We start from the raw sequence: 16,707 nt of genomic DNA on the forward strand, positions 1-16,707 counted from the left end.
GGTTGGAAAATTGAAGCAGCGCATTCTAGCAGGGGCGCCACTGCTTGTCCCAGAGGGGGGAAAAGATAAAAATGGTGGCCATCGCAAGGGAGGCTGGCATGTTTCGATTAGGGTTCATTATTAATCCGGTCGCCGGGATTGGTGGCGCAGTGGGGCTCAAGGGCAGTGACGGCGTGGTGGATGAGGCGCTTGCTCGTGGTGCCGTGCCCAAGGCGCAGGATCGGGCGCGGCAAGCTCTGTTGCCACTGTGCGAGCTGAATGTCCCGTTCGAACTGCTGACGGTGGCGGGAGAGATGGGGGAGGCGGTGGCCCGCGAGCTGGGGTTGCCCTGTCGGGTCATCTATCAACCGGCCGGGGAGAGCACCTCTGCTGACGATACCCGCCACGCTGCCGAGTTGATGCGCGAAGCCGGGGTCGATCTGCTGCTGTTTGCCGGTGGCGATGGCACGGCGCGGGATATCTGCGCCGCGGTGGGGGAGTCTTGCCATGTGCTCGGCATTCCCGCGGGGTGCAAGATCCACTCCGGCGTCTACGGGGTGACCCCCGCCGCCAGCGGGCGGGTGGTGGCGCGGATGATCGCAGGGGAACTGCTCAGCCTGATCGATGCTGAGGTGCGCGACATCGACGAGGAGGCGTTTCGCGCGGGCAAGGTGCGGGCCCGCCACTACGGCCAGCTGAAGGTGCCCGGCGATCTGCGTTACGTACAGGCGGTAAAACAGGGGGGCAAGGAGTCCGAAGAGCTGGTGTTGGCGGATCTCGCCGCCGGTGTGGTGGAGCAGATGGAGCCCGATACCCTCTATCTGATGGGCTCTGGCAGCACGGTGGCAGCCTGTATGGCTGAGCTCGGTCTGGAAAATACCTTGCTCGGTGTGGATCTGGTGGAAAATGGCCGACTTATCGGGCAGGATCTCAGCGCCGCCGAGATCCTGACCCGGATCCGCGGCCGTCGCTGCCGACTGATCATTACCCTGATCGGCGGACAGGGACATCTGTTCGGGCGCGGAAATCAGCAATTGAGTCCTGAGGTGATTCGGTGTGTCGGGCTGGAGAATATCCAGGTGCTGGCAACCAAAGCCAAGCTTGCCGCCCTTGCGGGCAGGCCGCTGCTGGTGGACACCGATGATCCCGAATTAAACCGGGCGTTGCGTGGTTATCTGCGAATAACCACGGGATACAAGGATCAGGTCATCTACCCGGTGGCCAACCCGGAATAGGACGCCAAGGACGCTGCTGGCCTGGCGCCAGAGAGCTGCAATCAACCGGATTGCGGTTCCATACCCCCGAATTTTTTGCCGCAAATGAGGCTGCGTTACATGACGATTCACGATTTTGAGCACAAGTTGTTGGGACTGATCGACAGCATGGTTGCCACCGCGACCGACGATGAGCTGTTTGCGGGGGGTTACCTGCGAGGTCATATCTCATTGGCCGTTGCCCGGGCCGAGCTGGAAGGCAAGACCCTGGTGCGGGACGTCAAGAGCTATGTGCTGCGCAGCCTCAACGAGGCGATCTTGCAAGGTGAGCTTTCTGAAGAGGATGAAAAATTGGTGCAGGCAATGTGGAGTCGTTTGCAACAAGACGCAGAAGCTTGATCGGATACACAATTCAAACTGAAGTTTGAGTTTATTCTTCCCCTGAAGTTAGTGAAAGGTTAATAATAAGTTTCGCCTTTTGTTTCAGGGATTAAACTATGGCCTCCTCCTCACGCATTGCCAATAAACTGCCGCTCGAGATGCTCTATCACTGGGAGCGGCAGTGTCCTGATCGAACCTACCTGCGTCAAACCATCAACCGCGAATATGTCGATTTCACCTGGGGTGAAGTGGCCGATGAAGCGCGGCGGATGGTGACGGCCTTGCGTCACCTCGGTCTGGTGGCGGGTGACAAGGTGGCGCTGCTCTCCAAGAACTGCGCCCAGTGGTTTATCGCCGATCTGGCGATGCAGATGGGGCAGTATGTGAGCGTGCCCATCTACCCGACTGCCAACGTCGACACCATCGAATATGTGCTGCGCCACAGCGAGGCCAAGGCGATCTTCGTCGGCAAGCTGGATGACTGGAAGAGTCAGGAGGCTGGCGTACCCGCCGATCTGCTGCGCATCGCCTTCCCCTACGACACCATGCCGGCCAGCCACCAGTGGGATGACCTGCTGGAGGCGCACGAGCCGATCCCTGACAGCCCGGTGCAGGCCCCTGACTCCCTGCTGAGTCTGGTCTACACCTCCGGCAGTACCGGCAAGCCGAAAGGGGCCATGCTGAGCGTTGAGCGTTACGCCTGGTCGTGCGAGAAGCTGGTGGAGACGGTGAGCCTGAGCCAGGCCGATCGGGGCTTCTCCTACCTGCCGCTGGCCCATATTACCGAGCGGGTCTACATCTACGGCGGAAGTCTCTATGGCGGCGCTACCATCGCCTTTCCCGAATCCCTTGACACCTTTATCGAAGATGTCAAACGCTGCCGTCCCACCGTCTTTATCTCGGTGCCGCGGCTGTGGGCCATGTTCCGTATCAAGATCCACGAGAAGCTGCCCCAAAACAAACTGGCGTTGCTGCTCAAGATCCCGCTTATCTCCGGCCTTATCAAACGCAAGCTGCAAAAGGGGCTGGGGCTGGATCAGGCACGGGTACTCGGCTGCGGCTCCGCGCCTGTCTCCCCTGCGCTGCTTGAGTGGTATCTGAGCATCGGCCTCAAGGTGACTGAAGCCTGGGGCATGACCGAGAACCACGCCTACTCCACCATCAACTACCCGTTCCGCGCCGACAAGATCGGCACCGTCGGCAAGGCGGGGATCGGGGTGACCATCAAGATCTCCGACGAGGGGGAGATCCTTTGCCGCTGCGAAGGGATGATGCTGGGTTACTACAAGGATCCCGAGCACAGTGCCGAGGCCATCGATGCCGAGGGGTGGCTCCACACCGGCGATATGGGCAAGCTGGACAAGGAGGGTTATCTCACCATCACCGGCCGGATGAAGGATGTGTTCAAGACCGCCAAGGGCAAGTATGTGGCGCCGGTGCCCATCGAGGGGCTGCTGGGGCAGGAGCCCATCATCGAACAGCTCTGTGTGATTGGTTACGGCATGCCACAGCCCATTGCACTGGTGCAGCTGGCCGAGAGTGCCATGAAGGGCAATCGGGAGGAGGTCAACGCCAGACTGGAAGCGGCGCGGGTACGGGTCAACGATCAGCTGGAATCCCACGCCAAGATCCGCGGCATTCTGGTGGTGAAAACCCCTTGGAATATCGAAAACGGCGTGCTGACCCCCACCATGAAGATCAAGCGTCACCTGCTGGAGCAAAAGTACGCCCAGGTCGGGGATCGCTGGCCCTCATCCCAGGTGGTGGTGTGGGAGGAGTAAATCCCGTCTTTCCATAGCGCAACAAACAACAACGGCCCTTGATGGGCCGTTGTTGTGTTTGAGGCATATCACTCGCCGCTGTTTTGTCGGCGAGTAAAAGCGCGCCCGGTTAGATCTGCGCCAGCGCGGCGGCCAGATCGGCGATCAGATCGTCGGCATCTTCCACCCCGATGCTGAAGCGGATGAGGTCGTCGTTGACTCCGGCGGCGAGGCGGCTCGCCTCGTCCATGGCGGCGTGGGTGGTACTGGCTGGATGGCAAGCGAGGCTCTCGAGATCCCCCAGACTCACCGCCTGCACGAATAGCTGCAGGTTGTCGAGCAGGGTGGCACAGCGCTCAAACCCGCCTTCCAGTTCGATGCTCACCATGCCGCCAAAGCCGCTGGCGAAGGCGCCGAGGGCATCGTGGCCCGGATGGTTGGCAAGCCTCGGGTAGATCACCTTCTTCACTGCCGGGTGGGCTGCCAGAAACTCGGCCACTTTCTGCGCATTGTGCAGGTGGGCATCCATCCGCAGCGGTAGGGTCTTGACCCCACGCTGCAGCAGGTAAGCCTCCTGCGGGCCAATGGGAGAACCGATATGTTTGAGGGCCACGGTGCGGATCGACTTCATCAGGGCGTGAGATCCCGCTACCACCCCGGCGATGATGTCGCCGTGGCCGCCCAGATATTTGGTGCCGCTGTGCATCACTACATCGACCCCGAGTTCCAGCGGACGCAGCAGGTAGGGGGTGAGGAAGGTGTTGTCACATACCGTAATGGCGCCCACCTTGCGGGCCGCTTCCACCACCAGCCGCGGATCCACCACCTTGAGAGTGGGGTTAGTCAGGGTTTCGAACAGTACCACCTTGGTAGCAGGGCGGATGTTGGCCAGCAGATCCCGATCGCTCTCGTAGGCGGTGACCTTGATACCGGCGCGGCTGAAGGTCTGCTTCAAGAAGGCATCGGTGCCGCCGTAGAGCGGGCCGATATAGGCCACCTCATCGCCGCTGTCGGCCAGCGCATACATGATGGCGCTCACCGCTGCCATGCCGCTCGCCACCACCAGCGCTTCATCGGCACCTTCAAGCGCCGCCAGTTTCTGCTCCAGCTCGGCGGTGGTGGGGTTGCCAAAGCGGCTGTAGATAAAGCCGGGGGCCTGACCTGCAAAGCGCTCCTTGCCCGCCTGGGCGTTGAAGTAGCTGAAGGTGCTGCTCTGGTAGAGCGGGGTGGTGAGGGCGCCGGTCTGTGGGTCGATCCGCTGGCCGCTGTGTACGCTCATGGTCTTGAATTTCATCGTGTTGCTCCGTGATGACCAGGCTCTGGCCATGACTTGTTTTGTTGTTCGTTGCTTGTTGTTTTTGTCAGCGCGGGTATGTGCATGCGGCTTATGGCTTATGCATATACCCGCCTAGGGATCTTTACGCTGCTTAGGCCGTTATCGCTTCGCTTTCAGTGCGCGGGAGGCGAGCGGGTTCCACCGGCCCATAGTGCCGCGCCGCCACATCCGGGTGGGAGCGCAGCCGCCCTTTCAGCACGTTCTCCCCCACCTGATAGAAGAGCGGATTGGTCGGGTCACTCTCCGGCCCTTGCGCCTGTGCTGCCAGCTCGGGGGAGAGGCTGAGCAGTGGCACGGTGGCATCGAGCCGCGCCGCCATAAAGAAGGCGCAGGAGAGGCGCGATACGCCGGGCGGCGGGCTCACCACCCGATGCAGGGTCGCCTTGAGATAGCCGTTGGAGGCCAGCTCAAGCAGCTCGCCGATATTGACCACCAGCGCTCCCGGCAGGGGCGGCGCGGAGATCCAGCCGTTGGCCGTCTCGACTTCAAGCCCCGAATGATTGTCCTGCATCACCAGCGTCAGGTAGCCGGGATCCTTGTGGGCGCCGACCCCCTGACTGCTGCCGCCCGCCTCTTGCCCCGGGTAATGAATCAGCTTCATGTGTTGGTAGGGGGCGCCGCGGATGCTGTCGTCAAACACGTTGGCCGGTTGCTCCAGCACCTCGGCAAAAGCGGCCAGCAGGGTGAGGGTGATGTCGCTCAGCCGATCCTGCCACGCCAGCAGATGGGCTTTCATCTCTGGCAGGGCGGTCGGCCACTGGTTGGGGCCGATCAGCCGCTGCCATGGTTCACGGATCAAGGCCGCAGGTAGGGCTTGCGCCTCATTCATGATATCGAACTGCTCTCGCAGATCCGGCCGCTGGCGGGTCAGCTCGGCACCGACCCGGTTGTAGCCGCGAAAGTGGGGGCTGTTGACCATCTGCACTGCCAACTTCTCCTGCTCCGGCAGAGCAAAGAAGCGCTCTGCCAGCGCCAGGGTCTCTAGCATCTCAACCTTGCTCAAGCCGTGGCCGACCAGATAGAAAAAGCCCACATCGCGGGCGGCCGCGGCCAGCCTGGCCAGCATAGGGCGACGCACCTCGGGCGCCCCGTTGAGGGCAGCCAGATCGATGATCGGCAGTGGTGAATGTTCCATGTGCACCTCCTCACTCTTTCGTTATCTCTGGCGCCATCTCTTCTACTGCCTCCGCTGTTGGCAGACCTGATAAGCGGCAAACGGGATGGCGCGACAGTGTGGCGCCATCTGGGATAAAGGGGATGCTACTGTTCGGTGTTATAAGACGGAAACAACAAATTATTCTTAGTTATATACAAAATTCGAAATAGAATTCGGCGCCTGATGGGCTGAAGGTTTTTTGCGCAGCCATTGCGGGGTAAAGGGGCAACGATGAGGGGGAGAGTGATAACCAGAGGCAAGCAGCCAGTGGCAAAATCACCAAAACAGAAAATGGCCAAACCAGAAAATGACCAAAACAGAAGGGAGGCGGATGCCTCCCTTCTGGTTGAGCGGTTTTTCACCTTACCGAAAGCACAGGCGAGTGACCGCGTATTCTGGCCTTAACCCCCTGCTGGCTCTCAGTAACCCAGGGTAAAGCGCTGGCGCTGGTGAGCCGGTTTTTCCACCTCGTTCAGCACGCCATCGGCCAGATCACCGGCGGTGATCCCGGCAGGCTGTTCGCCACTAAACAGCACCTGGTCGCCACCCAAGCGATAGCCACCACGCTTCTCGCCCGGCTCCAGGAACACCGGGGGAGAGACAAAGCGCCAGTCGAAGGTGGTTTCACGACGCAGGGCGGTGAGACCGTCGCGGGCCGCCAGTGCCCCCTGTTTCCACTCGGCCGGAAACTCAGGGGTATCCACCAGTTGCACGCCGGGGGCAACCTCCAGACTGCCGGCGCCACCTACTACCAGCAGCCAGCTGTTGGCCGCTTTGGCTGCTGCGACGATCGCGTTGGCGCCCTTGAGGTACTGGCCGTAGATATCCGGTGTGCTCCAGCCCGGGTTGTAGGCGCTGATCACCCGATCGTGCCCCTTGAGCACCTCGGCCAATGCCTGCGGGTTTTGGGCATCCACCGCCACGGCGGTGACCTGCGGATGGGCGGCCACCTTGCTGACATCGCGGACGATGGCGGTGACGTGATGGCCGCGGCTGATGGCCTCGTTCAGGATGGCTGAACCGACAAAACCACTGGCACCGATCAGGGCAATCTTCATGGGGAACTCTCCTTCACTGTTGGAATGGGGCTATCCTACGCCGCCATTTATGATTTAATAATCACCTCAAAAATGCATTCACTTATAAGCTGGATTTAATAATGGAACAGCTCAGACGTTACGCCATCTTCGCCGCTGTGGTGGAAGCGGGCAGCATGACAGGGGCGGCCAAATCCCTTGGCATGACCCCCTCCGCCGTCAGTCAGCATATCAGCCAGCTCGAAAGCCTGCTCGGACTGCCCCTGCTCCATCGCTCCACCCGTCGTCTCAGTCTGACCGAGGCGGGAGAGGTGGTGTGGCAAGGGTGCCGGGCGTTGCAGCAGACTCTGAGCGAGACCGAGCTGCGCCTCTCGGAGGTGCGCGACGCCCTGCTCGGGGAAGTGCGGATCACCGCCCCGGTGGGGATGGCGGGCCAGCCGCTGGCTCTGGCCCTCTCGCCGCTGTTGCAGGCCCATCCCGGCCTCACCATCCAGATCATCGCCGACGACGAGAAGCGGGATCTGATTGCCGAGCGGATCGACGTGGCGCTGCGGGTCGGCACCTTGCCTGACTCGACCCTGGTGGCCCGCAAACTGGGGCAAACCCGGATGCTGCTCTGCGCCGCCCCCGCCTATCTGGCGCGCAAGGGAGCGCCGCGCACGCCCGCCGATCTGGCCACCCACGACTGGCTCTGCGGCGACATGCTGGGCAACGGTTTGCTGCTGCAGGATGAAAAGGGTGGCGAACACAGGGTGAGGTTCAAGGCCAAGGTGCTCTGCAATAACGTGTTGCCCTTGCGCCAGTTTGCGCTGGCGGGGCAGGGGATCTCGCTACAACCGGAGGGAGAAATTGGCGAGGATCTGGCGCAGGGGCGTCTGCTCGAACTGCTGCCCGGTTTTCGGGTGGCACCGATGGAGATCCACGCCATCACGCCGCAGCGGGAGATCCCGGAGAAGGTGCGACGGGTGGTGGAGGCGCTGCGCAGCTATTTCGGCATGACGATGTCGTCATGAGCTGCGCCTTAATGGTTGAGAAAAGGCCCCCGATTATCCTGAAGGGGAATTATCCATAAGGCGGTTTATCGAGAAGAGCGATAGCCCGGATGAGGAGATGGGCATGCTTGACTGTTAAGCATACTTAAAACGAACTGACGGCCCGCACCTGATCTTTGAGCCAATTAAGCCCGGTATCCTGACCGGAGCTCTTGTGCCAACTCATGTAGACGGGGCAATCCTCCGAGAGCCAGGGGAGGGGATAGCTGGCCAGATCCAGCGCTTGCCCCAGCTTCTCCATATGCCACTGGCTGGCGACGCAGAGCCAGTCGGTACGGCTCACCAGATGAAGGGCGGTGAGCAGGGAGTCGCTCTCGTAGGCAATCTGGCGCGGCGGCAGCGGCGCCTTGGTCAGGGTGTTGAGCAGCAAGCTGTCGAGCCGCCTGGTTTGCAATACCACGTGTTTTTCGTTGAAGAAGGTGGCCATGTCGGGGGCTTGGCGGATCCTGGGGTGATCCTTGCGGCAGGCGATGCGCAGGGCCTGGGACATGATCTGCTCGTTTTCGATCCCCTGCTCCGCCATCGGCTTGGTGGCCAGCACCAGATCCACGCTGTGCAGATAGAGGCTGTTCTGGCGCAGGGCTTCGTCCTGCACCTGGGTGTTCCACTCCAGCTGACAGTTGGGGGCTTGGGTCTGCAGCAGGTTGTTGAGCTCCGGCAGGAAGAAGATATCGATATCGGGCACCCCCGCGATGCGAAAGGTGCGCCGACTGGTCTGGGGATCAAAGAGATCGGTGCGCTGCAGGCTGCGCTCCATGTCGTGCAGCGGCACCATGATCTCGTGGTGCAGACTGAGCGCTCGCGCCGTGGGGGTGATGCCGCGTCCCTGGCGGACAAACAGCGGCTCGCCCACCAGGGTGGTCAGGCGGCTGATGGCCTGGCTGATGGCCGAGGGGGTCATTTCCATCATCTCGGCGGCTGTGGTGACACCACCATAGCGGATCACCGCATCGAGGACGCGAAAGAGATTGAGATCGACTTGAGACATGGTGGCTACCGTTAAGCAAAATTAAACAGTTAACATACTGAACAGCCTCTTGTCCGGCCAGCATTCCCTGCGGTAACTGTGATGTTTCCCTCTCTATTCGTCATCTTCCATCATGCCGCGAATGCGATCGAGCCTGTTTTGCAGTCATGCTTGAGTCTGGCAGGTGGCTCGCGGCATAGAGCAGCGCGACCAGCAGCAATCCGCCCAGAAAGAGCCAGCGAGCGTTCCCCCATTGGCCGTTGTCCGTCATCAGGGCCGCCAGCAACAGGGGGCCAAGCAGCTGACCGAGGTTGGCGAGCTGGACAAAAAAGCCCTGCACGATGGCCAGTTGTACCGGCCCCTGACTCACTCCCTGTGCTGACGAGAGGATAGCCGGCGGCGCCATGCCACCCGCCAGGGAGAGGACGAGGCACATTCCATAGGCCCACCACGGCGACAGGCCGGGCCAGAAGGCGAGCATGCCGCACAGCGCCATCAGACCCAGTGCCCAGCTGATGAGCTGATCTCGCGCCATGCCCCTGCGCAGCAGCCATGCCCCCAGCAGGTTGCCGGGAATATTGGCGACCACCGCCAGCGCCGAGAGCAGGGCGATCTGGCTTTGGCCAATCCCGGGAGTGCCTTGCAACATGGTTGGCAGCCAGACAAAGAGCGCCCATAGCATCAGGCTGTAGAGCGTGAACGCCAACCCGTAGCGCCAGAGTGCCTTCTGCCGGAGCACCGTGAGTTGGCGCAGCGGGTGGCCCGAGCTGATCGAGTTTTGGGGTGCCCCTCCCCGCAGTTTATCTGCCGAGCGACTGGCGAGCAGAAGCAGCAGGGCAGAGAGTTGTGGGATCATCAGGATCAGCCAGGCCAGTCGCCAGCCACCTTGCGCCGTGAGCCAGGGGGTGAGCAGCATACCCGCCGCCGCCCCGAGAGGCAGGTTGACCGCCCACAGGCTTATGGCCAGCCGTTTATCCTCCTCCCGGGTCACCGCCACGATAAAGGCGGGCATGGCCACTGAGACCAGCAAAAAGCCAATCCCCTCGACAATGCGCGACAGCAGCATCATGGCCAGCCCGGTGGCGGGCAGTGCCAACGCTCCGCCTGTGACGATAACCAAAAGCCCGACAACCCCGGTTTGCCGCCCACTCCAGCGGGTCAGCAACAGGCCGAGAAAGAGGCTGCAGAGGATCGCCAGCGTATTGAAAGCCGAGGCGAGATAGCTGGCTTCAACCAGTGTCAGCCCCAGCTCGCTGCGCAGTATGCCGAGCACGGCGGGCACTTTGCCAAGGCAGAGGGCGCCGCTGGCACCGGCGAAAATGGCGAGGAAGACCAGAGGCCAACAGGTTCTTTGTGGCTGGTGGCCAGCGAGCGTGTTCATGGCTGAGATTGGCCGTTGTGCAGCCACTCATCGCTGAGCTGGCCAAATTCGCCGCGTTGATAGGCATGCAGCCGATCTGCAATAGCGTCGTGGCTGTTCATGACGAAGGGACCATGTTTGACCAGGGGTTCATTGAGCGCCTGGCCTGAGAGCACCACGAAGTGGCATGGCTCGGTGGCCTCAAGCTGCAGAGCCACCGCCTCGCCGCCGTCGGCAGGGAGGCTTATCCCCATCCCGTGACTTGCCGGGATGAGGTGCCGCTCTCCCTCAGCCTGCAGGGTCAGCGATCCGGTCAGGGGATAGATCATCGCATTCCAGCCAGCCGCCAGCAGATGGGTGAAGCGGCTACCTGGCTCGCTATTGCCATCGAGCAGGGTAAAGGGTTGGGGCAGTTCTGCCGAGTGTGGCGCCGTTATGTCGTTGCTGTGACCTGCGACCACCCGAACTCGCACCCCTTTGCCATGAAATTCGGGGATGGTGGCAGCGGCTGCGTGGACGGCAAAAGGCGACATCATCTTTTGACGGGCAGGCAGGTTGACGAAGATCTGCAGGGCGTGGACATAGGGCGATGCTCCCTCCGGCTGCTCGGTATGTACGGCCCCGCGCCCGGCCGCCAGCCAGTGGAGCGCGCCCGGTTCGATGGGGCCCTGATTGCCGAGAGAGTCGTAGTTGACGTGGGGGCTCGTCGAATCCTCGAACAGATAGGTGACGGCAGAGATCCCGGCGTGGGGATGGGGCTCGAAGGTGGGGGCGGTCATCTGGAAGTGATCCACCATCACCACGGGGTCTATCAGACCGTTGAAAAAGTGTTCGCCAAAATGGCTGGCTGCAAAGCCGCTGCCAATGCGCAGCGGTTGGCCCTTGACGGGGGCGGAGAGAGTCAGGCGTCTGGTCATCGATATAACCTCTTGAAGACAAAAGATGCCTTCGGTCAGATGACCGAAGGCGGGGCGAGTTACGACTTCTTGGCACCCTTTTGCATCTGCCACACCAGGGTGGCGAAAGGCATGTCGAGGGCGCTGTAGACATCGTGCGCCTTGGGGTCGACGTTGCTGCGCAGCATCTCGACCGCGGCGGAGGCGTAGTCGGTGACCGGGATACCGGCCCCCAGCAAGCGTTGCAGCCCAGTGGTGCGCTTGGCTTCGTTGAAGGTGCCGGAGGCATCGAGCACTACCCGGGTATCATAGCCGGCAGCCTTGGCAGAGAGGGCCGGGAAGCTGGCGCAGATCTCGAGGGATACCCCGGCGATGATCAGCTGTTTGCGGCCGGTCTTCTCAATGGCGGCGCGCACGGCAGGATCGTCCCAGGCGTTGATGACAGTGCGGTTGATCACCTTCACATCCGGCAGGGCACTGGTCAGTTCGGGCATGGTGGGGCCCCACATGCCATCGGGCATGGTAGCGGTCACGATCACCGGCACGCCGAGTGCGCGGGCGGCGTTGGCCAGTGCCACTACGTTGTGCTTGAGTTCGCCCACCGTGGTGTCGCGCACGCCGCTCAACAAGCCGACCTGATGGTCGACCAGCAGCAGTACCGCATTGTCTCGGGAGAGCATCTCCAGATAGCGGTTGGGTGATACGGTCGGATGGCTGGCAGCTTCGGCGGCCATGACCGGTGTCGCTGTGGTGGCCAATGTGGCGGTCAGGGCCGTCAGACCGAGCAGGGTGGCAGAGCAGATTTGTCGCAGTTTCATGGTGAACTCCTTGTGATATCGGAACAGTCAAACGGCCCTTGCTGGTGGGTGGATTGCCCGCGCAGCAACCGTCTGATGGGGACAGGGCCATTATGATGGCTGCAAAAATGGCGACAATCTGGTGAAATAGGTTCTTATCGTTCTATTGGTAGAACGATGTGAATGCACCTCACCCTGACCAAGGCTGCCCGATGACACCACTGGAACTTGATTTGAATGATCTCTATCTCTTCACCCATGTGGTGCAGCGACAGGGATTCACTGCCGCCGCGCGGGCGCTTGGCGTGCCCAAGTCGCGGATCTCGCGCCGGATCCGGCTGCTGGAGGAGCGGCTGGATACCCGGCTGCTGCAACGTACCTCGCGCCAGCTCAGCCTGACCGATGCCGGTGAGGTGCTCTATCGCCACTGTCAGGCGATGCTGGCCGAAGCGCAGGCCGGAGAGGCGGCAGTGCGGCAACGGCAGCAAGAGCCGAGCGGTCTGGTGCGCATCAGCGTGCCCATTACCATTGCCGATGCGCTGCTTGCCCGTTTGCTGCCCGCTTTTATGGCGCAATACCCCAAGGTGAGGCTCGCCGTGCAAGCCAGCAATCGGCAGGTGGATCTGCTGGAGGAGGGGCTGGATGTAGTGATCCGCGGGGTGGCCTTCGAGCAGCCCCCTTCCAGCCTGGTGCAGGTGCCGCTCTGCACGGTGCAGTGGGGTGTGCTGGCGACCCCGGCGTGGCTCTCGCGCCACAATGCGCTGGCGCACCCTAGCCAGCTGGAGGGAGAGGATGCCCTGCTCTTCAGCTCGCTGGAGCGTCAGGCCGATCTGTTGCGGCTGCGGCACGACAGTGGGGAGAGTGAGGAGGTGGCTGTCAATGTGCTGCTGCGCAGCGACAATGTGCAAACCCTCAAACAGGCGGCGCTGGCGGGGCTCGGTATGGTGGGCTTGCCACTTTACGCCTGCGTGAGTGAGTTGGCGGATGGGCGGCTGCAACAACTGCTGCCCGAGTGGCGTCCCAAAGATGGCAAGCTGGTGATGCTCTATCCCGTGCGGCGCGGTCTGTCACCGGCGGTCAGGGCCCTCATCGACTTTATCAAGGCGCAGTTGCCTGCACTGCTGGCAGAGGTCGGTCAGCCACGCTGAGGAGGGCTATCCCTCCATCTTGCGGCGAATGCGCTCGAACAAGCTCTGCAGGCAGGCTTGATCCCGATCGGCGGCCCGCACCGCGCCGTACATATGGCGACGAATACCGCTGCCGAGGGGACGGGCGCAGAGCATCCCCTGTCTGACAAACTCGTCGCTGGCCCAGCGCGGCAAGGCGGCGACCCCGAGTCCTGCGGCGGCCATCTGTAGCATCACCGAGGTGTTGTCCACCGGCTTGCAGCGAGCGGGCTCCACCCCGGCGGGTTGCAAAAAGCGGCTGAAGATATCCATGCGGCTGCGCTCCACCGGATAGACCAGCAGCACCTCCGGCCCCAGATCGCCCGGCTCGATGCGGCTCTGGTGGCAGAGAGGATGATCCGGCGCCATCACCAGAGTCAGATCGAAGGCAAACAGCGGCTCGAAGTGGAGATCGCCGCGGGCCTGCACGTCCGAGGTGAGCAGCAGGTCGAGCTGGCCGCCTAGCAGGGCATTGATGGCATCAAAGCCCGGCACTGACTCCACCTCCAGATCCACCCCAGGCCACTGGCGGCGAAAATCGGGCAACAGCGGCAGCAGCCACTGGATGCAGCTGTGGCAATCGAGCGCCAGATGCAGCCTGCCCGCATCGCCGCTCTGCAGGGCCTGCAACTGCTTCTCGGTCTGGGCCAGGGCGGGCAGTACCTGACGGGCGAGGACGAGCAGCTGGCCGCCTGCCGCGGTCAGCACCAGCGGGCGGCTTTTGCGCAGGTAGAGCTCCAGATTGAGGCGGGTCTCCAGCTCTTTGAGCTGGTGGGAGAGGGCGGACTGGGTGAGGTTGAGGGTCAGCGCCGCACCGGCCAGCGAGCCCTGCTCGGCCAGCGCGGTCAATGTTTTCAAGTGTTTGATCTCTATCCCTGCATTGCTTGGCACTGCCATAAGATGGCTCCTTGTGAGATTGCGTATGGCGCTGAGGTTGCGGTCGGCGGTGGCCTGTTGCGCCTCTTGACTGCGGCACCTCTTGCACCTGTAAAAATCGGCCTCTGTATCCTCGCGGTGAACCTGATTGGCGGTCAGTTGAGGATTATTTGAGAGCCACTTGAAGAGGATTCAATAGCCAGCGTCACCTTATCTTGTCATTTTGGATGTGTAAACATCTGGATGGCTAAATCATCCAGTTTCCCATCAGATGAATGAGCATAAGGAAATGAACCTATGACACGAGCACACACCCTGGGCTTCCCCCGTATCGGTGCCAAGCGCGAGCTGAAATTTGCCCTCGAATCCTACTGGCGTGGCGAGACCACTCAGGCCGAACTCGTTGCCGTGGGCAAGACGCTGCGTGAGCGCCACTGGCAGGCCCAGCACGGCGCCGGGGCCAATCTGCTGCCGGTGGGCGACTTTGCCTGGTACGATCAGGTGCTCGGTACCAGCCTGCTGGTGGATGCGGTGCCTGCCCGTCACCGTCATGGCGAGACCGATCTCGACACCCTGTTCCGGGTGGCCCGCGGCCGTGCACCGACCGGCCCGGCGGCGGCTGCCGCCGAGATGACCAAATGGTTCAACACCAACTATCACTATCTGGTGCCGGAGTTCAGCCGTGATCAGCGCTTCAAGCTGGGCTGGAGCCAGCTGTTTGACGAGGTCGAAGAGGCCAAAGCGCTGGGGCTGCCGGTCAAGGCGGTGCTGCTGGGACCGGTCTCTTATCTGTGGCTCGGCAAGGAGAAAGAGAGCGGCTTCTCCCGCCTTGAACTGCTCGATCGCCTGCTCATCGTCTATCAGGAGATCCTGGCCAAACTGGCCGCCCAAGGGGTGGAGTGGGTGCAGATCGACGAACCGGCGCTGACGCTGGACTTGCCGGACGAGTGGCGGCTGGCCTACCTCAACGCTTACGAGCGCCTCGCGGGCCCCTGCAAGCTGCTGCTCACCACCTATTTCGGTTCGGTGGCTCATCAGCGCGATATCATCACCAGCCTGAAAGTGGATGGCCTGCATCTGGATCTGGTGGCCGCCCCCGAGCAGTTGGAGACCCTGGTGCCGCATCTGCCCGCCCAGTGGGTCATCTCAGCCGGGGTGATCAACGGCCGCAACGTCTGGCGTGCCAATCTGGCCAAGCTGGCGCCGACTCTGAAGGCACTGAAAGCCAAACTCGGCGAGCGGCTCTGGGTGGCCTCATCCTGCTCATTGCTGCACAGCCCGGTGGATTTGACCCTGGAGCAGGAGCTGGATCCCCAGACCCGCAGCTGGTTCGCCTTCGCCTTGCAAAAATGTTTCGAGCTGGGACTGCTCAGAGAGTATCTGGATGGGGGCGAGCTCGACAAAATCACCGCCTACAGCCAGCCCATCGTGGATCGGGAGTCCGACAGCCGGGTGCACAAAAAAGCGGTGCAGTCACGGCTCGCCAGCCTCACCAACAGCGATTTTGATCGCCACAGCCCCTATCCGGTCAGGGCCGAGCTGCAGCGCTCGGATCTCAAGCTGCCGCTGCTGCCCACCACCACCATAGGCTCCTTCCCGCAGACCTCCCAGATCCGGGTATTGCGGCAGGATTGGCGCGCCGGTCGCATCGATGACAGCGCCTACGAGGCTGGCATTAAGGCCGAGATCCGCGATGCCATCGCGCGTCAGGAGGCCATCGGGCTGGACGTGCTGGTTCATGGTGAGGCCGAGCGCAACGACATGGTGGAGTATTTCGGTGAACTGCTGGATGGCTTTGCCATCACCCGCTTCGGCTGGGTACAGAGCTATGGCTCCCGCTGCGTCAAGCCGCCGGTGATCACCCGTGACATCGACCGCCCGACCCCCATGACCCTGGCGTGGACAAAGTTTGCCCAGAGCCTGACCGACAAGCCGGTGAAGGGGATGCTGACCGGTCCTGTGACCATCCTCTGCTGGTCCTTCCCGCGCGAAGACGTGAGCCGCGAGCAGTCCGCCCTGCAAATCGGGCTGGCCATTCGCGACGAGGTGGCAGATCTGGAAGCCGCTGGCATCAAGATCATCCAGATCGACGAACCGGCGATCCGCGAAGGCTTGCCCCTGCGCAAGCAGGATCATCAGGCTTATCTCGACTGGGCGGTGCGGGCCTTCCGTCTGAGCGCAAGCCCGGTGGCGGACAGCACCCAGATCCACACTCACATGTGTTACAGCGACTTCAACCTCATCATCGAGGCGGTGGCGGCGCTGGATGCTGACGTGATCACCATTGAGACGAGCCGCAGCCAGATGCAGCTGCTCGAAGCGTTCGAACGCTTCAACTACCCCAACGAGATTGGCCCGGGCGTCTACGACATCCACTCGCCGAACGTGCCGAGCCAGAGCTGGATTGAGGGGTTGCTGCGCAAGGCGGCCAAGCAGATCCCGGCCGAGCGGCTCTGGGTCAACCCGGATTGCGGCCTCAAGACCCGCGGCTGGGAAGAGACAGAGGCCGCCCTCAAGGTGATGGTCGATGCCACCAGGGCGCTGCGCGCCGAGCTGGCGTAACTGGCAAGCCGTGACCGCCATCGGTAAGGTGGCGTGTTGACAAACGAATAAGAGGGGGGAAGCCACTGCTTCCTCTCTCTTTTTTCGTTGGCCACTTTTTCCACTGGATCCTGAACCTTGCCGCAGCCCGCTTTGCACTAGGCTCAGAGTTGGCAGAAGTGGATGGAG

General features: G+C 62.1%; 14 protein-coding genes. 6 read left to right on the forward strand and 8 right to left on the reverse strand.

Features of this window, described 5'->3' with window-relative positions; genetic code table 11:
- Positions 1-98: 98 nt before the first annotated feature.
- The 3 genes from AB5Y99_RS07975 to AB5Y99_RS07985 all read left to right on the forward strand — a co-directional run bounded on the left by AB5Y99_RS07975 (position 99) and on the right by AB5Y99_RS07985 (position 3,355).
- Entirely contained in the window at positions 99-1,214 is a 1,116-nt protein-coding gene (locus AB5Y99_RS07975) for an ATP-NAD kinase family protein (RefSeq protein WP_368209319.1), read from the forward strand.
- A 99-nt stretch (positions 1,215-1,313) separates the two neighbouring features.
- The gene (locus AB5Y99_RS07980; protein ID WP_005333639.1) at positions 1,314-1,592 is read left to right on the forward strand and encodes a YfcL family protein; all 279 of its coding nucleotides are present in this window, start codon (positions 1,314-1,316) and stop codon (positions 1,590-1,592) included.
- 98 nt (positions 1,593-1,690) lie between these two features.
- A complete protein-coding gene (locus tag AB5Y99_RS07985; RefSeq protein WP_005333638.1) occupies positions 1,691-3,355 on the forward strand; it encodes an AMP-binding protein in 1,665 nt (554 codons plus the stop codon).
- A gap of 109 nt (positions 3,356-3,464) precedes the next feature.
- Here AB5Y99_RS07985 and AB5Y99_RS07990 read toward each other — a convergent pair whose 3' ends face one another.
- The 3 genes from AB5Y99_RS07990 to AB5Y99_RS08000 form a co-directional block, all read right to left on the reverse strand.
- Complete coding sequence (locus AB5Y99_RS07990; protein WP_368209321.1) at positions 3,465-4,628, reverse strand: PLP-dependent aspartate aminotransferase family protein; 1,164 nt, start codon at positions 4,626-4,628, stop codon at positions 3,465-3,467.
- A 133-nt stretch (positions 4,629-4,761) separates the two neighbouring features.
- A complete protein-coding gene (locus AB5Y99_RS07995) occupies positions 4,762-5,805 on the reverse strand; it encodes an isopenicillin N synthase family dioxygenase (RefSeq protein ID WP_368209323.1) in 1,044 nt (347 codons plus the stop codon).
- Positions 5,806-6,245: 440 nt separating this feature from the next.
- Entirely contained in the window at positions 6,246-6,884 is a 639-nt protein-coding gene (locus AB5Y99_RS08000) for an NAD(P)-dependent oxidoreductase (RefSeq protein ID WP_368209325.1), read from the reverse strand.
- Positions 6,885-6,985: 101 nt separating this feature from the next.
- Here AB5Y99_RS08000 and AB5Y99_RS08005 point away from each other — a divergent pair, with 101 nt between their 5' ends.
- The gene (locus AB5Y99_RS08005) at positions 6,986-7,876 is read left to right on the forward strand and encodes a LysR family transcriptional regulator (RefSeq protein WP_368209328.1); all 891 of its coding nucleotides are present in this window, start codon (positions 6,986-6,988) and stop codon (positions 7,874-7,876) included.
- Between the two features lie 124 nt (positions 7,877-8,000).
- On the opposite strand, the gene AB5Y99_RS08010 is transcribed toward AB5Y99_RS08005, so the two are convergent.
- From AB5Y99_RS08010 to AB5Y99_RS08025, 4 genes are all read right to left on the reverse strand, one after another.
- Positions 8,001-8,903: a LysR family transcriptional regulator gene (locus AB5Y99_RS08010; protein ID WP_005352600.1), complete on the reverse strand. Its 903-nt coding sequence runs from the start codon at positions 8,901-8,903 to the stop codon at positions 8,001-8,003.
- Between the two features lie 100 nt (positions 8,904-9,003).
- On the reverse strand, positions 9,004-10,263 hold the full coding sequence (locus tag AB5Y99_RS08015) for a CynX/NimT family MFS transporter (RefSeq protein WP_368209331.1): 1,260 nt from the start codon (positions 10,261-10,263) through the stop codon (positions 9,004-9,006).
- Positions 10,260-11,159 carry a pirin family protein gene (locus AB5Y99_RS08020; RefSeq protein ID WP_236267845.1) on the reverse strand — a complete coding sequence of 300 codons (900 nt, stop codon included), beginning with the start codon at positions 11,157-11,159 and terminating at the stop codon, positions 10,260-10,262. The genes AB5Y99_RS08015 and AB5Y99_RS08020 overlap by 4 nt, the downstream gene beginning before the upstream one ends.
- 59 nt (positions 11,160-11,218) lie before the next feature.
- Positions 11,219-11,956, reverse strand: coding sequence for an isochorismatase family protein (locus tag AB5Y99_RS08025; RefSeq protein WP_368209333.1), 738 nt, complete (start codon positions 11,954-11,956; stop codon positions 11,219-11,221).
- A 191-nt stretch (positions 11,957-12,147) separates the two neighbouring features.
- Between AB5Y99_RS08025 and AB5Y99_RS08030 the strand changes: the two genes are divergently transcribed.
- Positions 12,148-13,083 carry a LysR substrate-binding domain-containing protein gene (locus AB5Y99_RS08030; RefSeq protein WP_368209335.1) on the forward strand — a complete coding sequence of 312 codons (936 nt, stop codon included), beginning with the start codon at positions 12,148-12,150 and terminating at the stop codon, positions 13,081-13,083.
- 6 nt (positions 13,084-13,089) lie between these two features.
- Here AB5Y99_RS08030 and AB5Y99_RS08035 read toward each other — a convergent pair whose 3' ends face one another.
- Positions 13,090-13,998, reverse strand: a complete 909-nt coding sequence (locus AB5Y99_RS08035) for a LysR substrate-binding domain-containing protein (protein WP_317113434.1) — start codon at positions 13,996-13,998, stop codon at positions 13,090-13,092.
- Positions 13,999-14,274: 276 nt separating this feature from the next.
- Between AB5Y99_RS08035 and metE the strand changes: the two genes are divergently transcribed.
- Entirely contained in the window at positions 14,275-16,539 is a 2,265-nt protein-coding gene (gene metE, locus AB5Y99_RS08040; protein ID WP_204379887.1) for a 5-methyltetrahydropteroyltriglutamate--homocysteine S-methyltransferase, read from the forward strand.
- Positions 16,540-16,707 lie beyond the last annotated feature (168 nt).

The sequence above is a fragment of the Aeromonas sp. R4-2 genome (genome assembly GCF_040908295.1).
Classification (GTDB): Bacteria; Pseudomonadota; Gammaproteobacteria; order Enterobacterales; family Aeromonadaceae; genus Aeromonas; species Aeromonas veronii.